Annotated in this window: 19 protein-coding genes; 11 read left to right on the forward strand and 8 right to left on the reverse strand. The window is 53.5% G+C overall.

Annotated elements, in window-relative coordinates; genetic code table 11:
- Nucleotides 1-84: 84 nt before the first annotated feature.
- Both ICT70_RS12755 and ICT70_RS12760 read left to right on the forward strand, forming a co-directional pair.
- Complete coding sequence (locus tag ICT70_RS12755; protein WP_191157236.1) at nt 85-594, forward strand: GNAT family N-acetyltransferase; 510 nt, start codon at nt 85-87, stop codon at nt 592-594.
- Nucleotides 591-1715: a M20 family metallopeptidase gene (locus tag ICT70_RS12760; protein WP_191157238.1), complete on the forward strand. Its 1125-nt coding sequence runs from the start codon at nt 591-593 to the stop codon at nt 1713-1715. The genes ICT70_RS12755 and ICT70_RS12760 overlap by 4 nt, the downstream gene beginning before the upstream one ends.
- A 14-nt stretch (nt 1716-1729) precedes the next feature.
- Here ICT70_RS12760 and ICT70_RS12765 read toward each other — a convergent pair whose 3' ends face one another.
- From ICT70_RS12765 to ICT70_RS12780, 4 genes are all read right to left on the reverse strand, one after another.
- Complete coding sequence (locus ICT70_RS12765) at nt 1730-2140, reverse strand: NINE protein (RefSeq protein ID WP_191157240.1); 411 nt, start codon at nt 2138-2140, stop codon at nt 1730-1732.
- A 159-nt stretch (nt 2141-2299) separates the two neighbouring features.
- Nucleotides 2300-4609, reverse strand: a complete 2310-nt coding sequence (locus tag ICT70_RS12770) for a Tex family protein (protein WP_191157242.1) — start codon at nt 4607-4609, stop codon at nt 2300-2302.
- A 203-nt stretch (nt 4610-4812) separates the two neighbouring features.
- Entirely contained in the window at nt 4813-5307 is a 495-nt protein-coding gene (locus ICT70_RS12775; protein ID WP_191157244.1) for a hypothetical protein, read from the reverse strand.
- Between the two features lie 87 nt (nt 5308-5394).
- Nucleotides 5395-5841 (reverse strand): hypothetical protein, encoded by a 447-nt coding sequence (locus tag ICT70_RS12780; RefSeq protein WP_191157246.1) that lies wholly within the window; start codon nt 5839-5841, stop codon nt 5395-5397.
- Between the two features lie 108 nt (nt 5842-5949).
- On the opposite strand from ICT70_RS12780, the gene ICT70_RS12785 reads away from it, so the two are divergent.
- Nucleotides 5950-7146: a YbfB/YjiJ family MFS transporter gene (locus ICT70_RS12785; RefSeq protein WP_191157248.1), complete on the forward strand. Its 1197-nt coding sequence runs from the start codon at nt 5950-5952 to the stop codon at nt 7144-7146.
- Nucleotides 7147-7148: 2 nt separating this feature from the next.
- Nucleotides 7149-7349 carry a tautomerase family protein gene (locus tag ICT70_RS12790; RefSeq protein ID WP_191157250.1) on the forward strand — a complete coding sequence of 67 codons (201 nt, stop codon included), beginning with the start codon at nt 7149-7151 and terminating at the stop codon, nt 7347-7349.
- Between the two features lie 17 nt (nt 7350-7366).
- Here ICT70_RS12790 and queF read toward each other — a convergent pair whose 3' ends face one another.
- Nucleotides 7367-8197 carry an NADPH-dependent 7-cyano-7-deazaguanine reductase QueF gene (queF, locus tag ICT70_RS12795; protein WP_191157252.1) on the reverse strand — a complete coding sequence of 277 codons (831 nt, stop codon included), beginning with the start codon at nt 8195-8197 and terminating at the stop codon, nt 7367-7369.
- A 142-nt stretch (nt 8198-8339) separates the two neighbouring features.
- On the opposite strand from queF, the gene asd reads away from it, so the two are divergent.
- A complete protein-coding gene (asd, locus tag ICT70_RS12800; protein WP_191157254.1) occupies nt 8340-9449 on the forward strand; it encodes an aspartate-semialdehyde dehydrogenase in 1110 nt (369 codons plus the stop codon).
- 92 nt (nt 9450-9541) lie between these two features.
- The gene (locus tag ICT70_RS12805) at nt 9542-9682 is read left to right on the forward strand and encodes a hypothetical protein (RefSeq protein WP_191157256.1); all 141 of its coding nucleotides are present in this window, start codon (nt 9542-9544) and stop codon (nt 9680-9682) included.
- Nucleotides 9683-9692: 10 nt separating this feature from the next.
- Here the strand turns inward: ICT70_RS12805 and ICT70_RS12810 are convergent, their stop codons facing one another.
- Nucleotides 9693-10940, reverse strand: coding sequence for a sensor domain-containing diguanylate cyclase (locus ICT70_RS12810; RefSeq protein ID WP_191157258.1), 1248 nt, complete (start codon nt 10938-10940; stop codon nt 9693-9695).
- A 124-nt stretch (nt 10941-11064) separates the two neighbouring features.
- Complete coding sequence (locus tag ICT70_RS12815) at nt 11065-11700, reverse strand: 1-acyl-sn-glycerol-3-phosphate acyltransferase (protein ID WP_191157261.1); 636 nt, start codon at nt 11698-11700, stop codon at nt 11065-11067.
- A 173-nt stretch (nt 11701-11873) separates the two neighbouring features.
- Between ICT70_RS12815 and pgi the strand changes: the two genes are divergently transcribed.
- Nucleotides 11874-13508: a glucose-6-phosphate isomerase gene (pgi, locus tag ICT70_RS12820; RefSeq protein ID WP_191157263.1), complete on the forward strand. Its 1635-nt coding sequence runs from the start codon at nt 11874-11876 to the stop codon at nt 13506-13508.
- 67 nt (nt 13509-13575) lie between these two features.
- On the opposite strand, the gene rnr is transcribed toward pgi, so the two are convergent.
- On the reverse strand, nt 13576-15747 hold the full coding sequence (gene rnr / locus ICT70_RS12825; protein WP_191157265.1) for a ribonuclease R: 2172 nt from the start codon (nt 15745-15747) through the stop codon (nt 13576-13578).
- A gap of 119 nt (nt 15748-15866) precedes the next feature.
- On the opposite strand from rnr, the gene ICT70_RS12830 reads away from it, so the two are divergent.
- From ICT70_RS12830 to ICT70_RS12845, 4 genes are all read left to right on the forward strand, one after another.
- Nucleotides 15867-17012, forward strand: coding sequence for a glycosyltransferase family 2 protein (locus ICT70_RS12830; RefSeq protein WP_191157267.1), 1146 nt, complete (start codon nt 15867-15869; stop codon nt 17010-17012).
- Nucleotides 17013-17032: 20 nt separating this feature from the next.
- Nucleotides 17033-17746 (forward strand): sulfite exporter TauE/SafE family protein, encoded by a 714-nt coding sequence (locus tag ICT70_RS12835; RefSeq protein ID WP_191157269.1) that lies wholly within the window; start codon nt 17033-17035, stop codon nt 17744-17746.
- Nucleotides 17747-17991: 245 nt separating this feature from the next.
- Complete coding sequence (locus ICT70_RS12840; protein ID WP_191157271.1) at nt 17992-18285, forward strand: GIY-YIG nuclease family protein; 294 nt, start codon at nt 17992-17994, stop codon at nt 18283-18285.
- A gap of 138 nt (nt 18286-18423) precedes the next feature.
- A partial coding sequence (locus ICT70_RS12845; RefSeq protein WP_191157273.1) for a GIY-YIG nuclease family protein occupies nt 18424-18539 on the forward strand: 116 nt, incomplete at its 3' end.

Here is an 18539-nt window from a genome sequence, read left to right on the forward strand (position 1 = left end):
CAAATCTTATCGTGACTGTGTTTTTCTGCTATCTATAAGGCTGGGTATTAATTTTTCCTTTTAATAATTACTGATGGTGTCTCGATGAACAAAGACGTATTTACTGACGATCTGGATATCCGCCAGATGACCATTGACGATATGGCGGCGGTCTTCCATCTGGGTGAACTGCTGTTCACCTCTGACTTTTCACCCAGTATGTACCGCACCTGGGATGAATACGAAATTACCACCCTGTTTAATTCCGACAGCGAACTCTGCCTGGTCGCCGAATTGGATGGAGAGATTGTTGGTTTTGCCTTGGGAACAACTGTCGATAAGCAACATTCGGCGTGGAAATACGGCTACCTGGTGTGGATCGGCGTGCGCCCCGGGCTGCAAAAAGGCGGTACCGGTCAAAAACTGTTCAACGAACTCAGAGTGCGCATGAAGGAACAAGGAGTACGGATGATTATCATCGATACCGACGCTGACAACGAGGCCGGTATCCATTTTTTCAAGAAACTCGGCTTCGGCCACATCCAGGAACACGTTTATATGACCCTGAACCTGTCCCGTTCACATAAAAAGAAAAAGAAAAAGGAGAGCAAATGACAACGCGACTGGAACAGGTCTGGCATGAGATAGATCCTGATCGCCTGAAAAAAAACCTCATCGACATGATCGATATCTATTCCCCCTCCGGCAAAGAAGAGGATATTCAGCTGTTCCTTGAAGAGCAGTTGCGTGCCACCGGAACAGATGTGCGGCGTCAGGTGGTTGATGAAGAAGAACGCTTCAACCTGATCACCACCATGGGCAGTGACAGCCCCGACCTGTATCTGGTCGGTCATGTTGATACGGTTCCCGCCTGGGACATCGATGAATATGCCGCAGTTGAAGAATGGGGCGTTATTCGGGGCTTAGGCAGTGCTGACATGAAAGGTGGCTGCGCTGCCATGGTTGAAGCCTGGACCGCCCTGGCCACCCTGCCGGAAGATCAGCGTCCGTCCCTCGGGCTGCTCTTGGTTGTCGGTGAGGAGGAGAATGGTGACGGCAGCGCCCGGTTTCTTGAAGAATGCTGCCCACGTTCGGTGATTATCGGCGAGCCGACCGCCCTGCTCCCGGCCTTCGACCACTACGGCTATATGGAGGTCACCCTCATCACCCAGGGGCGGCGCATCCACTCCTCCCTGCCGGAACTTGGGCACAATGCCATCGAGTCGATGCTGCGGGTACTGTTGCAGATCGAACGATCAACCGCATTTCGTCAGCAGGCGACCAAACTGGTTTATTCGATTCGTGAAATGAGCTCATCGCGGGCAGGCTTTGTCGTACCTGACCGTTGTGAAGCGATGATCGACCTGCATCTGTCGCCCGATTTAAGCCCGGTGACGGTGCGTACCATCATCGAAAAAACCCTGGAGCAGGCCCGCAGTTCAATCAAAGGGCTGGATCTTGAGGTGGTTTTTAACTTTGAGGCCGGTGGCTATCAACTTGCGCCGGAGGACAACACCATCAACATCCTTGAAGAAATTTATCCGCGCCTCAACCTGCCATTAAATCTGGTACCCTTTCGCTCCCATTCAGACGGCAACCTGTTTTTTCAGGCCGGCAGCAAACCCCTGATCCTCGGTCCCGGCTCCCTCGAAACTGCCCATACCGCCGATGAACAGACCAGTTTTGCCGAGGTTGAAGATGCCGCGCGGATCTATGCGGCACTGGCATTGGGGTAAGAAATAGCAGAGGCTCAGACGATCTGGATAAATTTATGACGATTGACCTCATCCACCTGTTCGTTGAGGGTCCAGAAATCGTAGAGATAGCCGATAAGAAACAGGCCACCGGTAAAAAACCAGATCAGCCCGGTGATCCATTTACCCAGATAAAAACGATGCACCCCGAAGATACCGAGGAAGGTCATGAGGATCCAGGTGACATTATAGTCTTTGATGCCATGACTGTAGCGCAGATCGGCGTCCTGATCCATTCCGGGAATCAGAAACAGATCAACAATCCAGCCGATAAAGAACAGACCCAGGGTAAAAAAATAGATGGTGCCGCTGATGGAGCGTCCGTAGTAAAAACGGTGTGACCCCATAAACCCGAAAATCCACAGGACATAGCCGATCAGCAGTGAGTGGGTTTTTTCGCCGTACATAACTTCTCCTATTGTAACTATTAAACCCATCCTTGTTGCCGGGTTGGGGATCCTGTGACAAGGGTGTCTGTCGCCATGGACGGCGACAGTCAAGCGGTCATGGATGACGAAAAGCGTCCCTTGGCACAGGATCCCCGACCCGGCTCCAACCAACAACCCCTATTTCTTCTTGCTCACCCGAAAGCCCGACTTTTCCAGCGCCGCGGCCAGATTCGTCGGTCCCGCCGGAGCAGAAGCCTGCTGCTTGTTTTGCGCTTTAGGGCTCATCGTATCCTTGCTTGAACGCATAGCGACCGGCTTCTCCCTGTTAACCTCGCCACTGCGCATCGTCAGTGAAATCCGCTTGCGCTGGGTATCCACCTCCAGCACCCGTACCTGTACCTGCTGGCCAACCCTGACCACCTCAGCCGGATTTTTGACAAAGCGATCGGCGAGCTGGCTGACATGAACAAGACCGTCCTGATGCACTCCGATGTCGACAAAAGCGCCAAAAGCAGCAACGTTGGTGACGATACCACCCAGGGTCATCCCCTCCTTGAGATCATCCATGCCGGTGACATCCTCACGAAAACTACTGGCAACAAAGGATTCACGCGGATCACGACCGGGTTTTTTCAGCTCGGCGACAATATCGCGCAAGGTCGGCAGACCGACATCTTCACGCACATAGGCCTTCAGATCAATCTGATCGAGCAGCTCCGGGCGACGGATCAGGGTCGCCACATCAATCCCCGCGTCCCTGGCCATGGTCGCCACTAACTGGTAGCGCTCGGGGTGAACCGCGGTATTATCGAGGGGCTCACTGCCCTGACGAATGCGCAGGAAACCGGCGGCCTGTTCAAAGGCCTTCTGACCAAAACGTGGCACCTTGAGCAACTGTTTGCGGGTAGCAAAAGCCCCCTGCTCATCACGATAGCGGACAATCCCTTTCGCCAGATGTTCACCAATCCCCGAAACGAACCCGAGCAGGGCCCAACTGGCGGTATTGAGATCAACGCCGACATAGTTGACGCACGATTCGACCACCTGATCGAGGGATTTTTTCAAAGCGCTCTGGCTGACATCGTGCTGATATTGACCAACACCGATATTTTTAGGATCGACCTTGACCAACTCGGCCAGGGGATCCTGCAGGCGTCGGGCGATGGAGATGGCACCGCGCACGGTCAGATCAAGATCAGGGAACTCCTCGCGGGCGATATCGGAAGCCGAATAAACGCTGGCACCAGCTTCACTGATCATGACTACCGGCAGTTTTTTACCAGCCTCCTTGAGCGCCGCGCGGACAAACTGCTCCATTTCACGCCCGGCGGTGCCGTTGCCAATCGCCACCATCTCAATGTCATGCTTATTGATCAGCTGCAACAGATCCTTCCCGGCACTACCTGCCCGACCACCCCCGGTATGGGGGTAAATGGTAGCATGGTCGAGAAAGCGTCCGGTGTCATCCACCGCTGCCAATTTGGACCCGGTTCGCAAACCAGGATCAACCCCGAGCACCCGGTGGCTCCCGGCCGGAGCAGCGAGAAGCAGATTGCGCAGGTTCTCGGCAAACACCTGGATCGCCGCTTCATCAGCCTGTTGTTTGGCCAGCAGGCGTAATTCAACCTCGATGGACGGAGCAATGAGCCGCGCATAGGCATCGCCAATTACCGTAACCAGCCACTCGCGACACGAAGAATTCCCGGGCACCAACAGTTGCGCCAGACGTCCGAGAATGTCCTCCTCCGGCGCCTCGATCTGCAAGCGCAAAAACTCTTCTTTTTCGCCCCGGCGCATGGCGAGCATGCGATGGGATGGAATCTGTTTGAACGGTTCGCTGAAATCGTAATACATCTCGTATTTGCTTACCGCCCCTTCCTTGCCACGAGCCGGCCCAGAACGGAAGATCCCCTGTTCCCGGGTCAGCTCCCGAACCAGTGCTCTGGCCGCGGCGGTGTCGGCAAACTGTTCGGCAATAATGTGACCGGCCCCCTGCAAGGCCGCAGCCTCATCCGCAACCCCCAGTTCGGCGCTGACAAAAGGCGCAGCCAACTGGTGCAGATCAATCGCCGCGCCCTTAGCAGCAAGAAGCTGTTGCGCCAGAGGTTCGAGCCCTTGTTCTTTGGCGATGGTCGCCTTGGTACGGCGCTTCGGCTTGTAGGGCAGATAGAGATCTTCCAGCTCGGTCTTCTGCCGGCAGGCAAGAATACGTGCCTGCAGTTCCGGCGTCAGTTTGCCCTGCTCGTCGATGGTTTTAAGAATCGTCCGGCGTCGTTCGTCCAGTTCCTTATGGTAGGCCAGGCGCTCTTCAATCAGACGAATCTGCACTTCATCCAGTTCGCCGGTTGCCTCTTTGCGGTAGCGGGCAATAAAGGGAACCGTCGCCCCTTCTTCCAGCAAGGCAACAGTCTGCTTGATTGATCCCGGCGCCAGGCCGGTATCCTCACGCAGCAGGGGGATCACATCCAACGGGGGTAATTGAGTCATTGGTGTCCTATAAAACAAGAAGGTATCTGTTCCGTACCGAGTCGGGAATCCTGTGGCAAGGATAGAGCTGAACAGAGACAAAGAAGAAACATTGAGGTGATCAATCAGACATAGCGGGACATTGTACGCAGAAAATCACTGTCCGACCAGACAAACTAGAGACCGGATCAAAAAAACCCCTTCTTGGCGTTCAAGGCCCTCAGTTAGTGGCGAGTACGGGGATAAAACCAGTTGGTCGTAGAGGCTCCCTCATCATCAATAAGGGTAATCTGATAACCGAAGGTATAGGCGACAGCCTGATCAACCAGAGGCAGGGTCACGGTAAAGGGAATTCGATCTTCGGGACGTAAACCTCTAAAATGAGTCGCCTTGCGATAATCAACCACCAGATCATCAGTATCCAGCAGAAACAATGTCAATTCGACATCGGCAACCCGAGCATACATCATCCGTGAATGCTGAGAAAAAGACAGCCATCCTGTCATCCGGTATTGGTCTTCTTCGCGCATCAGGCGACTATCAACCGTCACATAGAATTCTTCCCAGTGCTGCTGGGCATCCAGAACCGGGGTAATTGCTGTGACTGCCTCCTCATCTGCGAGGGCGCCCAGGTAATGCCCGGTCGTTGCCTGACAACCACTTAAGAACAGGAAAAAAAGGAGAAATGGACAAAGATGCAGGGTGCGCAGATAGCTCATAACCAGTCCTTTTCAGTTGACCTTCCTTAATATACCACTACTGATTTAGAATGATTCTAGCGCTGGTAGGGTTTCCAGGCAAGATGGTCAGGGTGCTAAAGCCTGCGACTGAAAATTAAAATGCAGCAGGGTATAGGCGCCGCTACGATCCACCAGACTCAGGGTGATTTCCGCCGGACCTGAGCTATAGTTAGCCATGACCCGATAGGTTACGACATCACGCTCAATGGCACCGGTGGTCATGGTTTTACTGGTTGACCGGAAGCTCGGCTTGTCAAATGACTGCAGTTCACCGATACGGGTGAGATAATCCATCATCTTAGCCAGATCATCATCACTGACCCGCTTTAAGGCTTCCTCGTCAAGCAGTGCCCTGGTAGCAGCAACATCCCAGCGACTTAATTGGGGTATGGCCTGTTCGACATAAGGAATAACCGTCGGGTCAAAACGTTTCCCCTGCATATAGCCATAGCCGAAATAGATGCCAATAGCCGTTGAAATGACAAATAATGCGTAAATAATTAATTTTTTCACGACTGATTCCTTTGAAAAATCGTTGTCAGACGAGTCAAAGTAACCGATATTCATCAGTGGAAACAAGAAAATATCTCCGCTGTCACCCTTTACCAGAGAAGAAGAACTATGCCTGACCAAAAGGTTCATACACCTTCAGCACAGCTGGTTCTGGTCGGTGGCATCCTTGGTCTGATGGTGGCCATGGGGATCGGACGCTTCGCTTACACGCCGATCCTGCCCTTGATGCAGCGCGATCTGGGAATGAGCAACACCCTCGCCGGCTGGCTGGCCGGGCTCAATTACCTGGGGTACCTGATGGGTGCCATCCTCTGCTCCCTCACCCCGCGCCTGCTGGGAATACGTCTATTTACCGGATCGTCCCTGCTTTTGTGCATCCTCACCACGGCCCTCATGGGGCTGACCGTGTCTGCCTTCTGGTGGGGTGGATTACGACTGGTCAGCGGCATCACCAGCGCCGTCCTCTTTGTGCTGATCTCCGCCGAGGTCGGTGACGTTCTCAGGCGTCAGGGCCTTGCTCATCACATCGGCACCCTCTACAGTGGGGTTGGCCTCGGGATTGCCTTGACCGGGGTGTTGATTCCGGTACTGGATCACTACTGGAGTTGGAGTGGTGCCTGGATCGGCGCGGGCATCGCTGCGGCGCTGCTGGCCACCGCCGGTATTCTTCTAGGCCACCGGCAGGGCGTGCTGGTTCCGCCGCCGGCAGGCAGCAGCCCAATCAACAACCAACGTAGCAGCATTTATGCCCTGGCAACGGCCTATTTCTTTGAAGGCCTCGGCTATGTGGTCTCGGCGACCTTTATCGTCGCGCTGATTACGTCAACCCCCGGTCTTTCACGACTGGCCCCCTGGAGCTGGGTGGCGGTTGGTCTGGCAGCCGTCCCGTCGACCCTGATCTGGCCGTGGCTGGCCCGCCGCTACGGTGCGCGTTCGGCGTTAATAGCGGCCTATGCCCTGCAAGCCGCCGGCATTATGGTGAGTGTTTTTTCAACCTCCGTCATCGGTCTGCTGTTTGCCGCTGCAAGCTTTGGTGGCACCTTCATGGGGATTGTCGCCTTGACCCTTGCCGAAGGCCAACGCCGTATGCCCGCCGACAGCCGCTGGATTGCGGCTTTTTTAACCGCCGCCTTCGGTATCGGTCAGGTTCTCGGACCGATTGTCGCCGGTCGCCTGGCTGACCTGCGCGACGACTTTGCCCTGCCCTTGCTGCTGGCAACGGCTTGCGTTGGTGTCAGCCTGATCGTTACTGTGTTAGATTCACATTTCTGCGGAACACCCACCCATCGACAGAAAGGAAAATAACCATGCCCTACGTCAACATTAAGATTACCCGTGAAGGCGCTACCCCCGAACAGAAAAAACGCCTGATCAAGGGCGCTACCGACCTTTTGGTCGAGGTTCTGGGCAAAAATCCAAAAACAACGGTGGTAGTGATTGATGAAGTGGATACCGACAACTGGGGGATCGGTGGCGAGACGGTCACTATTCTGCGTCAGCAGGCTTGATCTGCTTCGGCCAGCTGCTATTGGCGCACCAGACGAATACTGTCGATATCCTCTTCAAAGTTAGATCGGAAGGGGTTGATGTCCAGCCCGCCGCGACGGGTATAACGCGCATAAACAGTTAGTTTTTGCGGACGGCAGAAACGCAGCAGATCGGTAAAAATCCGCTCTACGCACTGTTCGTGAAATTCATTGTGCCGGCGGAATGAGATTAAATAACGCAGTAGCGCCTCACGATCAATTCTACCGCCCTGATAACGGATCAGTACGCTCCCCCAGTCGGGCTGGCTGGTCACCAGACAATTGCTCTTGAGCAGATGGCTGTGCAACTGCTCCTTAACCGGGCATTTCGTATCCGACGCTCCGAGTAACACACCTGGATTAAGTTGGTAATCATCAATCTCTATATCGAGATCATCGATACAATCTCCCGGCAACATCCCTATCTGTAACCGCGAAAAATCTTCCACCCCCCACAGTTGGACCTTCACCTCGCCACCACTGGCGCGGCTGAGGTCTTCACGCATCTGCTCTGTCACCGCCGCTACATCCGGGTAGGGTGTCTGGTTAAAGGAGTTGAGGTAGAGCTTAAATGACTTGGATTCGATCAGATAAGGGGTATCACAGGCAAATCGAAACTCCCCCACCGCCACCACCGGTTTGCCTTTACGATTCAGCCAGGATAGCTCATAGCCGGTCCATAGATCAAAACCACCAAAAGGCAGCTCTTTGCCCAGGCCAATCTCATCACGTTTGATGTGACGCGCAAAAGGGCAAAGCAACGTTGGGTCATAGCTGTCCTGATAGCGGGTTGGCTTGCCCAACGGTAGACGCTGCTCTAAATCTGACATTTTTATTCCCAAGGGCTCGATGCAAAGAAAATCGATTTCCACTAACACTGCAGAAATGCTATGATTGACGGCTAACACGCAAACAGAAGATTCTGTTTGAGAATAGTTTTATTTCTTTTACCCGTCAACATGGAGAAACATTATGAAAGTCGGATTGGTCGGTTGGCGTGGCATGGTCGGTTCCGTTCTGATGCAACGGATGCTGGAAGAGAACGACCTTGCCGGAGTTGAAGCGGTTTTCTTTTCAACTTCCCAGGCCGGAGAAAAAGCACCCCAGTTTGGACAACTAGGCAACAACACCCTGGAGAGCGCTTCTGATCTTGGCAAGCTGGCAGAGCTTGATATCATCATCACCTGTCAGGGAGGTGATTACACCAACGAAATTCACCCCAAGCTGCGTGCTACCGGATGGGACGGTTACTGGATCGATGCAGCATCTTCCTTACGCATGAAGGACAACGCCGTCATCATCCTTGATCCGATCAACCGCAAGGTGATCGACGAAGCCTTGGCAAACGGCTGCAAGGATTTCATCGGTGGCAACTGCACCGTCAGCCTGATGCTGATGGCGATTGGCGGGTTACTCAACGCCGGTCTGGTTGAGTGGGTCAGCTCCATGACCTATCAGGCTGCTTCAGGCGCCGGGGCCCCCAACATGCGCGAGTTGTTGCTGCAGATGGGCAATCTCCATCATTCGGTGGCCGAACAACTGCAAAACCCGGCGTCAGCGATCCTTGAAATCGACCACAAGGTTACCTCGGCATTGCGCAGTAGCACCATGCCGACCACCGAGTTTGGTTTTCCCCTGGCAGGCAGCCTGCTGCCCTGGATCGACCGTGAAGTCGAAGACGGCCAGAGCCGTGAAGAGTGGAAAGGCCTCGCCGAAACCAACAAGATTCTCGGCAACTCAACACCCATTCCGGTTGACGGTATCTGCGTCCGCATCGGTGCCATGCGCTGCCACAGTCAGGCCCTGACCATCAAACTCACCAAAGATGTCGCCATCAGTGAGATTGAACAGCTCATCGCTTCGAGCAACGAATGGGCCACAGTGGTTCCCAATACCAAAGCGGACTCCCTCACCCAACTGACGCCGACGGCGGTCTCCGGGACCCTGACCATCCCCGTTGGACGCTTGCGTAAGATGAAGATGGGCCCGCATTATCTGTCGGCCTTTACCTGTGGCGATCAACTGCTGTGGGGCGCCGCAGAACCATTGCGGCGGATGCTGCGAATCCTCGCTGAGCGCTGAACAACAATCGCCCCGAGTGACCGGAAGGTGGCTCGGGGCGATTAAACTTTTATCGCGAGAAAGTCGATAGATAAGCAACTCAAGAGGTATCTATGTTCAAGGATCTCATCAAGTTGCTGGCGCTGCTGATTCTCCTGGCATTTGTCATTGCCGGCATCTACTTTGCCGGTCAATCGGTTGATAACACAGCCAAATACCGCCACCCCATTACCCAGCCGGGAGCACGCTGGTAAAAACGACCCCTTATGCTGTGCTTTTTTGTCTCTTGCGTTGAGCCTTATCTTCGTACATCCGGGCATCGGCAAGGCTAAACACATCCCCCACCTCTCCAGCCGATCGGGCTGTTGCACTACCCAGGGAAAAACGTACCCGTTCTGATCCGTCCCCGGCCTGCATCGACCGCTCCACGGCACGAATGCGTTCCATCAGCATCTGTGCGGCCTCCTCATCGGTTTCGGTCAATACAATAATAAACTCGTCGCCACCTAAACGCGCCACCAGATCATCCCCGCGGACGACGTGTGACAGCAGGCTGGCTGCCGACTTGATCAGTTCATCACCGGCAACATGTCCAAGGCTGTCATTAACCTGCTTAAGTCCATCAAGATCGGCAACGATAATACTGAAGGGATAGGCCTTCTCATCGACGATCCGTTTAAATTCGGCCTCAAAATACATCCGATTGTACAGGCCGGTGAGGGAGTCGTGGGCACTTAAATATTGCAGATGGCGCTCCATCTCTTTGCGGTCTCCAATATCGCGTACCACGGCAAGAACCCGTCCCTCACCACCGATCCGTGAAGCAATCATGGTAATTTCTGTCCAGAATAATTCGCCGTCTTTTTTCTTGCTGAGCCACTCACAGGTCTGCGGCCCGCCTTCTACCGCTTTACGAATCTGGGCGATCCCCTCATTCAGAGAATAGGGCGCTACGCCGGCACTGAGATCCTGCAGATTTTTGACAAACACCTCTTCACGGCTGTAGCCATAAAGGGTTTCCACCGTTTTATTGGCTTCGAGTATCGCTCCTGTGTAAGCGTCATGGACAAACAGTGCATCATTGGTACTGTTGAAGATCTCCCAGTAGTTTTTTTCCATCCGCTTAAGCTGCTCTTCAGCTGCAAGCCGTTCGGTCACATCCTTGATGCTGACCATCATGCCCTGACAGTCACCTGCCGCGTCGGTAAGAGAGCGGATAACCATGTCACCTCGAAAATCGACCTTGTCCTTACGATAAAAATGTTGCGTTGCCTGCTTGGTCGGACTGCGACCTGCCGCCAGTTCTTCCAGCAACATCTTCAAACCGGCCACCTGATGAGCAGAAACCAGCTCATAAAAAGGCTTGCCCTTGAGTTCACGATCAGTGCAGCAAAACAATTTCTCTGCCCGATGATTGGCAACGTAAACGGTAAAATCACGAGAATCAAGAATCAGAATCGCTTCACGCGATATATCCATAATAGCTGCCAGTTGCTGTCTGGCATCGTGCATGACGCTGCAGTCTGTCCTCTGAATTTCCCGGTTGGCACCCATCATCATTCACCTGGAAGCTGTTAGCTGGATCGATCCGGCATCCACCTTTATCCACATTAAAAATACGCTGATTATCAGCTATTCAAACCTCAAGTAAAATACCCGCAGCGATGGCTGACATGGCACGCTCAACAATTAACACATGGGTCGTTTTTTCATCCGCCAGCTGGAACAAATCGGTACAATCAACCGGCTCCCCGAACCGCACCACTGCCCGCTGACCCCAGCCACCAACCCGCCAGCGATTCAAGCCTACCAGTGAAACCGGGATGACCACCGGCCGATGCTCGTAAATTAACTTTCCCACGCCACGATTGCCGACTCCGAGCCGACCATCCTTGTGTCTGGTTCCTTCGGGAAACAGCATGACAGCATCGTCTTTCATCAAGCGACCCAATTCCTTGCCGGCACGCAGATCACGTCCGCGTTTGACCGGGAAGGCCCCCCACGAACGAAAGACAGCTCCCAGCAGGCGGTTACGAAAGAGCTCCTCCTTGGCGGGGGCCCAAACCATCTGCCAGGGGCGCTGTTTTAAAATCGCCACCGGCAGCAATACGGTATCAAAAGCCGATATATGGTTGGCAACAAACAAAACCCCTCCCTGTGGTGGAACCTGTTCCCCACCGACAATCTGACAGCGATTAATCACCGTCGCATAAAAAGCGATCACTGCGGCGCTGATACCAACCCACAATCGCCGTAAAATAGACGTTTTCACGATGTGACAACTCCTCTTTCACACCAACAAATGGCAAACAAATGCATTATGACGTATTTTCAATTGCCTGTCATGTGATTTCTTTAACCTGGCAAATTACCAAGAAGGTCTGCTATGATGGTAAAAATAACATGTGTGTCCCCTGCCGCCCATACTCTAACGACGAGGTATTTATGTCCGCACTAACCGGTTTACCTGCCTGGAAATCCCTGCAGCAGCATGCTGAAGCCATGGAAGTCATCCATTTAGGCAACCTGTTCGCGAATGATCCTGATCGTTGTCGGCGCTTTTCTTTTCGTTTGGGCGGCACCCTGTTCGATTTTTCCAAGCACCGTATGACGAACAGAACCCTTGAATTGCTTATTGATCTCGCCCAAGAGTGTTCGCTGAAAGATAAAATCAGGGGAATGTTCCGCGGTGACATCATCAACACCACTGAACATCGCGCCGTACTCCACACCGCCCTGCGCAATCGAAGAAACCGGCCGATTCTGGTCGATGGCCATGATGTCATGCCGGAAGTCAACCGGGTGCTAGGTCAGATGCGGACCTTCAGCGATCAGGTGCGTAATGGTCAATGGCGCGGCGCCACCGGCAAAGCGATCTGCGATATCGTCAATATCGGCATTGGCGGTTCCGATCTGGGTCCCTTGATGGTGACGGAAGCACTCAAACCTTACCGGCATGAGCGCCTCAAGGTTCATTTTGTTTCCAATGTCGATGCCACTCACCTGTGCGACACCTTACGCGAGCTGAACCCGGAAACGACCCTGTTTCTTATTGCTTCCAAAACCTTTACCACCCAGGAAACCATGACCAATGCCCATTCGGCTCGCCGCTGGCTGGTCGAGAAGCTTGCTGACGAACGTGCAGTTGCCAGGCATTTTGTCGCCATCTCGACCAACCGCGACAAGGTGTGTGAGTTTGGCATTGACCCGACCAATATGTTTGTTTTCTGGGACTGGGTTGGTGGTCGCTATTCCCTCTGGTCTGCTATTGGCCTGTCCATCGCCCTGTCCATCGGCATGGATCAATTTGAGGATTTGCTCGAGGGGGCACATCTGGCCGATGAGCACTTCAGGACCCAGCCCTTTGAGAAGAATATTCCGGTTTTGATGGGGCTGATCGGCATCTGGTATAATAATTTTTTTGGTGCTGACTCGCTGGCGATTCTCCCTTATGACCAGTCCCTCCATCGCTTTGCGGCGTACCTGCAGCAGGCCGACATGGAAAGCAACGGAAAATCTGTGACCTTAAGCGGTGAACCCGTCGATTACTCCACCGGTCCGATTATCTGGGGTGAGCCTGGAACCAATGGCCAACATGCTTTTTATCAACTGATCCATCAGGGCACCAAATTGATTCCCAGCGATTTTATTGCCGCGGTGAAAAGCCATAATCCCCTGGGTGACCATCACCAATTATTGCTATCCAACTTTATTGCTCAACCTGAAGCCCTGATGCGCGGCAAATCGCAAGCAGAAGCACTGCAGGAACTTGAAGCTGAAGGACACAGCAAAGAAGACATCAAGCTGCTGCTCCCCCACAAGGTTTTCCCCGGCAACCGCCCCAGTACAGCAATCTTGATGGATCAACTGACGCCCCATGCCCTGGGCAGCCTGATTGCCATTTATGAGCATAAAATATTTACCCAGGGGGCAATCTGGAATCTTAATTCTTTTGATCAATGGGGGGTTGAATTGGGCAAGCAACTGGCCAAATCAATCTTACAGGATCTAACCACAGAAGGACCGGTAACCAGTCATGACAGCTCAACCAATGCGTTAATTAACGCATGCAAGGCCTAAGGTTAAAGTAATCTCTGTTCAAGTTAGCTGTTTTTTCAATAAAGAAAATTCACATTTTTTGTCAAAGTTACTTGTTTCGGCGGCCTGAAGACGGCTTTTTATGCTTTTTGGTTGGTCCGGTTTTCTTCTTGCGCACTTCATCTTTATTGCTCTCCGGAATGACCAACGGGCTGAAATCAATCCGTCGTCGAACCGTGTCGACCCGTTCCAATTTGACCTCCAGAGACATTCCGACGCGAAACTGTTGGCGGCTGCGTTCCCCCGTCAAGGTCAGGGTGGTTGGATCATAATGATAAAAGTCGCCGGTCAGGGCACGCACATGCACCAGCCCTTCGATCAGGTTATCATCCAGCTCAACAAAAAATCCGAATTCCGTTACGGTGGAAATAACCCCGGTGAAGGTTTCGCCAACCCGATCTTCCATCAACTGACAACGCCGCAAATCGGCCAGATCACGTTCGGCCTCCATGGCACGTCGTTCGCGATAAGAACATTCGGTGCCCAGGGTTTCGAGTAACGCTATCGCCGGCGCACTGTTTCTAGCTGCACCAGCCAGCGCCTGCTTGAGAACCCGATGCACCAGTAGATCGGGATAACGTCTGATGGGTGAAGTAAAATGACAGTATTCTTCCGCCGCCAACCCGAAATGCCCCTCATTGTGAGGAGTGTAAACCGCCTGCTGCAAACTGCGCAGCAACTGCTCGCTGATTAAACGTCCTTCCGGTTTAGCGGAAACCTCGGTCAGCAATTGCTGTAGAGACTGATGAAGATTTTTTCCCAGGACCAAGCCATGTCCGCAATTGGCGGCCAGCTGCTGCACAGCTTCCAGCTTGGCCTCGTCCGGCTCCCCATGGACACGATAGAGCAATGGCCACTCCTGCTCCGTAAGATAGTGGGCGACGGCTTCGTTAGCCGCGAGCATGAGCTCCTCAATCAGGTAATGGGCTATGTTGCGCTCAATTTTGACCAGCTCCAGTGGTCGACCGCTGTCATCAACACGGATTTCCACTTCGGGCAGATCCAGATTGAGACTGCCTCGGGCAAAGCGCATCTGCATCAGAATCTTGGCCAGCTCCGCCATCTGTTGCAAGGACTCCTGAATGCCGACCGGCACTGCCTCGCTATCGCCGTCTTCGAGGTAAGCGGCAACCTGGGTATAGGTCAGGCGCGCATGACTGTTCATGGCGGCCGGGTAACATGTTGTCTTCAGGGTCTTGCCCTCCGGACTGATAATCAGCTCGGCCGTCATGACCAGACGATCAACATCCGGGTTGAGGGAACAGATGCCATTGCTTAACGCTTCCGGCAACATGGGGACAACAAAACCGGGAAAGTACACACTGGTGCCGCGCTCCCGGGCATCCAGGTCGATGGCGCCACGAACCGGCACATAATGAGCAACATCAGCAATACAGACCCACAGGCAATAGTTGCCATTCTGTTGCTTTTCTACGAGCACCGCATCGTCAAAATCGCGCGCAGTTTCACCATCGATAGTCACCAGGGGCAATGGACGAAGATCGGTTCTGCCGACCAGATCTTCATTTTCGACCTGCGCTGGTATGGTGGCAATTGTCGCCAGGGTCTCAGCCGAAAAAGCCTCGGGAATTTTCTTACTGCGCAAGACACTGATCACATCGGTATGGGGGTCACCGAAACGCCCCAGACGCTCGACTATTTTCCCCTGTGCGGCATGACCCCGCTCTGCGTACTGCTCAATCAGCACCTCGACCAGATCGCCCTCCTGACAATTCTGCGTCCTACCAACCCGCACTGGCGGACCGGCAAAACGATCCTGGGGAACAACCAACCCACCCTCACTGCTGGTCCGTAACACCCCAACCAGATGTGACCGAGCCCGATCCAGTATCGCCGTAATCACCCCAAAAGGCCGTCGGTCATGGGACGATTGCCGCACTTCAAGCTGGACCCTATCCCCATCCATAGCGGAACCGACATGCTGAGCCGGAATAAATAGATCTTCACGACCAGCTATGCTGACAAAACCATAATCCTGATCGGTACGCTTAAAAATGCCTTCAACAGCCTGCCGGTCAGCATTCAACCTGTAGCTCCCCCGTCGCCGCTCCAAGGTTCCAGCCGTGGTCAACTGGTTGAGAGTGCGTGTGAGTTTTTTGCGCTCGGCGCCGCGCAACGCCAGATGCTCCGCCAGACTGCGACGATCCAGTGGTGTGCCGGCAGCCAATAGGTTAACGATGCGCTCAGTCAGCTCTTTCAAGGGCGGTCTCCTGGGACGAGGGTGTTTGTATTGTCTTAATCAAAAGAGTACCATAGCCTTTGGTATCCGCTAGACATATCTTCCTCATACTGGAGCAACAGCATCAAAAAAAGGGCATTATGCTATTCTGGGTCAACCTCGGCATTCTTATTATTCATCTGTTGATTACATTTGAGTTGATCTACGCCGCCCGTCATCTGATCAATCTGCGCCAGGTCACTCCCCTTGCGCCCTCACAACTCCCTTCCCTGTCAATTATTGTTGCTGCCCGCAATGAGGAAGAACAGATGGAAGCGGCTCTGAGGTCTTTACTGCTTATTGACTATCCCGAATTCGAGGTCATTGTCGTCAATGATCGCTCCAGCGATGGCACCGGCAACATTCTGGCGCAGATGACGATAAACCACCCGCAACTAAAGACGCTTACCATTGATGATTTGCCCGGCGGCTGGCTCGGAAAAAATCATGCCTTGTGGCAGGGCAGCCGGATTGCCGGCGGCAAACTGCTGCTTTTCACCGACGCTGACATCATCATGGTCCCTGAGACCTTGCAAAAGGCCGTCAGCCTGCTGGAACAACAACAAATCGATCATCTTGCTGTCAGCCCGGGATTGAAAATGCCTGGAATGCTGCTGACTCTGCTTGCGGCCTGTTTTGGTTTTTTTTTCGGACTCTATACCCGCCCGTGGAAAGTTGCCGACCCGCGCAACCGTTGTCACATCGGCGTTGGCGCATTTAACCTGGTTCGTACCTGCGTTTACCGGCAGATTGATGGCCACCGCCGCATCCGGCTGCGCCCGGACGATGATCTGAAGCTTGGTAAAATCGTCAAGGACGCCGGCTATCGGCAGCAATTTGCCTATGGTCACGAACTGATTAGCGTGCAGTGGTATGGCAGTATCAAAGAGATGATTGTTGGTCTTGAGAAAAACCTCTTTGCCGGATCCGACTACCGCATTGGAGCCACTGTTGGCGGGATTGCAGTGGGTTTGACCCTGTTCGTCTGGCCTTATGTGGCTCTGCTTTTAACCAGCGGCCTCCCCTGGTTACTGTCGCTGCTGAGTGTGCTGAGCTTGAGCCTGCTGCTAGGGGTCAGCGCCAGGCGCTTTAACACGACCCGCCGGCAATTGATCGGCTTCCCTTTTGCGGTCCTTGTGCTCTGTGCCATCTCATTGCGGACAATGACCCTCAACCTGCTGCAGGGTGGGATCTTTTGGCGCGGCACCTTTTACCGTCTGGCTGAGTTACGTAAAAATCGCGTGTAGCTGGTAACCGAAAGCTGTCTATGAACGGCGAATTACTGCTGATTATTGTAGCTTTTTTCACCTCGACCCTGACGGCGGTTGTTGGTCTCGGTGGCGGCTTGTTGCTGCTCGCGCTGATGACCATGATTCTTCCACCCATCGCGGTCATTCCGGTTCATGGCATGGTGCAGCTATGCAGTAACCTGAGCCGCGCCTGGTTCGGTCGCAGCGAATTGGTGATCGGCCTCCTTGTTCCTTTCGTCGTGGGGGTCATTCTCGGAGGAAGCTGTGGATTGCCGGTACTACAATCGTTTCCGGCTACAGCTCTGCCGCTGCCGCTAGGATTGTTTATCCTGCTATTGACCTGGCTCCCGCAGGGACCTGCAACCCTCAAGTTGCCGGGCAAGTTTTTCACCCTGGGACTGGTCAACGGCTTTATTACCCTGTTTGTCGGTGCCACCGGTCCATTAAATATGCCGGTACTGCTGCGCCACGGCCTTAGCAGCAGTCAGGCGGTCGCCACCATGGCCGCCCTGATGACAGCTGTACATCTGGTGAAGATTGCCATCTTCGGTCTGATCGGCTTCGCCTTTGCTTCCTACCTCCCCCTCATTGCCGGGATGGTTATCTCTGTAACGGCCGGTTCCTGGTTCGGCACCAGAATACGGCGTCGCGCCCCCGGAGATGTTCTGCGTTGGGTGATTAAATTTCTGCTGACGGTGCTGGCACTGCGCATGATCTGGATGGCAATCTAGTTCTTTGGGGGCTGGAAGAGCTTTAGGTATTGTGCTTTTTACTTTCGCGCTAATATGTAATTTGGTTATTCACTTCGCTCCAGCTATAACGGTTAGAAGTTCGCGAGCGATGCGACCTGCTAATAGTCTGGATCCTGCGACTTCGCGCAGGATGACAAAGAAGGACGTTGATGGAAAAGAGCGGGAGTCATTCTGCGCGGAGCGAAGCGTAGTCGCAGAATCCATTTTTTTTTGGGGGGGGGATAATGACCCAAACAGCATACGTTTACATTCTGGCCAACAAGAAAAACGGCACGTTGTACACCGGCGTTACCAGCGACCTGAAGTGTCGCATGTATCAACATAAGCATCATCTTATTGAGGGATTTACCAGGAAGTATGACGTGACCCGTTTGGTCTGGTTTGAGCAGGGAGAAGATATCTCGGCAGCTATCAGCCTCGAAAAGAAAATCAAAAACCGCAACAGGCAGTGGAAGACGACACTGATTGAAAGAGACAACCCCGACTGGGCGGATCTTGCTGCGGACTGGGTGGACTGAGCAATTATAGCATCATCCCAAAATGGATCCTGCGACTTCGCCCAGGATGACAAAGAAGGACGTTGATGGAAAAGAGCGGGAGTCATTCTGCGCGGAGCGAAGCGTAGTCGCAGAATCCATTTTTTTTGGGGGGGGATAATGACCCAAACAGCATACGTTTACATTCTGGCCAACAAGAAAAACGGCACGTTGTACACCGGCGTTACCAGCGACCTGAAGTGTCGCATGTATCAACATAAGCATCATCTTATTGA

This window comes from Pelovirga terrestris (assembly GCF_014773365.1).
Taxonomy (GTDB): domain Bacteria; phylum Desulfobacterota; class Desulfuromonadia; order Desulfuromonadales; family Geopsychrobacteraceae; genus Pelovirga; species Pelovirga terrestris.

Excerpts from the sequence above, each read along its gene's own strand:
- ICT70_RS12805 (WP_191157256.1), top strand. The coding sequence starts at position 9,542 with ATGTTCAAGGATCTCATCAAGTTGCTGGCGCTGCTGATTCTCCTGGCA.
- ICT70_RS12765 (WP_191157240.1), bottom strand. The coding sequence starts at position 2,140 with ATGTACGGCGAAAAAACCCACTCACTGCTGATCGGCTATGTCCTGTGG.
- ICT70_RS12755 (WP_191157236.1), top strand. The coding sequence starts at position 85 with ATGAACAAAGACGTATTTACTGACGATCTGGATATCCGCCAGATGACC.
- ICT70_RS12810 (WP_191157258.1), bottom strand. The coding sequence starts at position 10,940 with ATGCACGATGCCAGACAGCAACTGGCAGCTATTATGGATATATCGCGT.
- ICT70_RS12835 (WP_191157269.1), top strand. The coding sequence starts at position 17,033 with ATGAACGGCGAATTACTGCTGATTATTGTAGCTTTTTTCACCTCGACC.
- ICT70_RS12760 (WP_191157238.1), top strand. The coding sequence starts at position 591 with ATGACAACGCGACTGGAACAGGTCTGGCATGAGATAGATCCTGATCGC.
- ICT70_RS12785 (WP_191157248.1), top strand. The coding sequence starts at position 5,950 with ATGCCTGACCAAAAGGTTCATACACCTTCAGCACAGCTGGTTCTGGTC.
- ICT70_RS12770 (WP_191157242.1), bottom strand. The coding sequence starts at position 4,609 with ATGACTCAATTACCCCCGTTGGATGTGATCCCCCTGCTGCGTGAGGAT.
- ICT70_RS12840 (WP_191157271.1), top strand. The coding sequence starts at position 17,992 with ATGACCCAAACAGCATACGTTTACATTCTGGCCAACAAGAAAAACGGC.
- ICT70_RS12790 (WP_191157250.1), top strand. The coding sequence starts at position 7,149 with ATGCCCTACGTCAACATTAAGATTACCCGTGAAGGCGCTACCCCCGAA.
- pgi (WP_191157263.1), top strand. The coding sequence starts at position 11,874 with ATGTCCGCACTAACCGGTTTACCTGCCTGGAAATCCCTGCAGCAGCAT.
- ICT70_RS12830 (WP_191157267.1), top strand. The coding sequence starts at position 15,867 with ATGCTATTCTGGGTCAACCTCGGCATTCTTATTATTCATCTGTTGATT.
- ICT70_RS12775 (WP_191157244.1), bottom strand. The coding sequence starts at position 5,307 with ATGAGCTATCTGCGCACCCTGCATCTTTGTCCATTTCTCCTTTTTTTC.
- queF (WP_191157252.1), bottom strand. The coding sequence starts at position 8,197 with ATGTCAGATTTAGAGCAGCGTCTACCGTTGGGCAAGCCAACCCGCTAT.
- asd (WP_191157254.1), top strand. The coding sequence starts at position 8,340 with ATGAAAGTCGGATTGGTCGGTTGGCGTGGCATGGTCGGTTCCGTTCTG.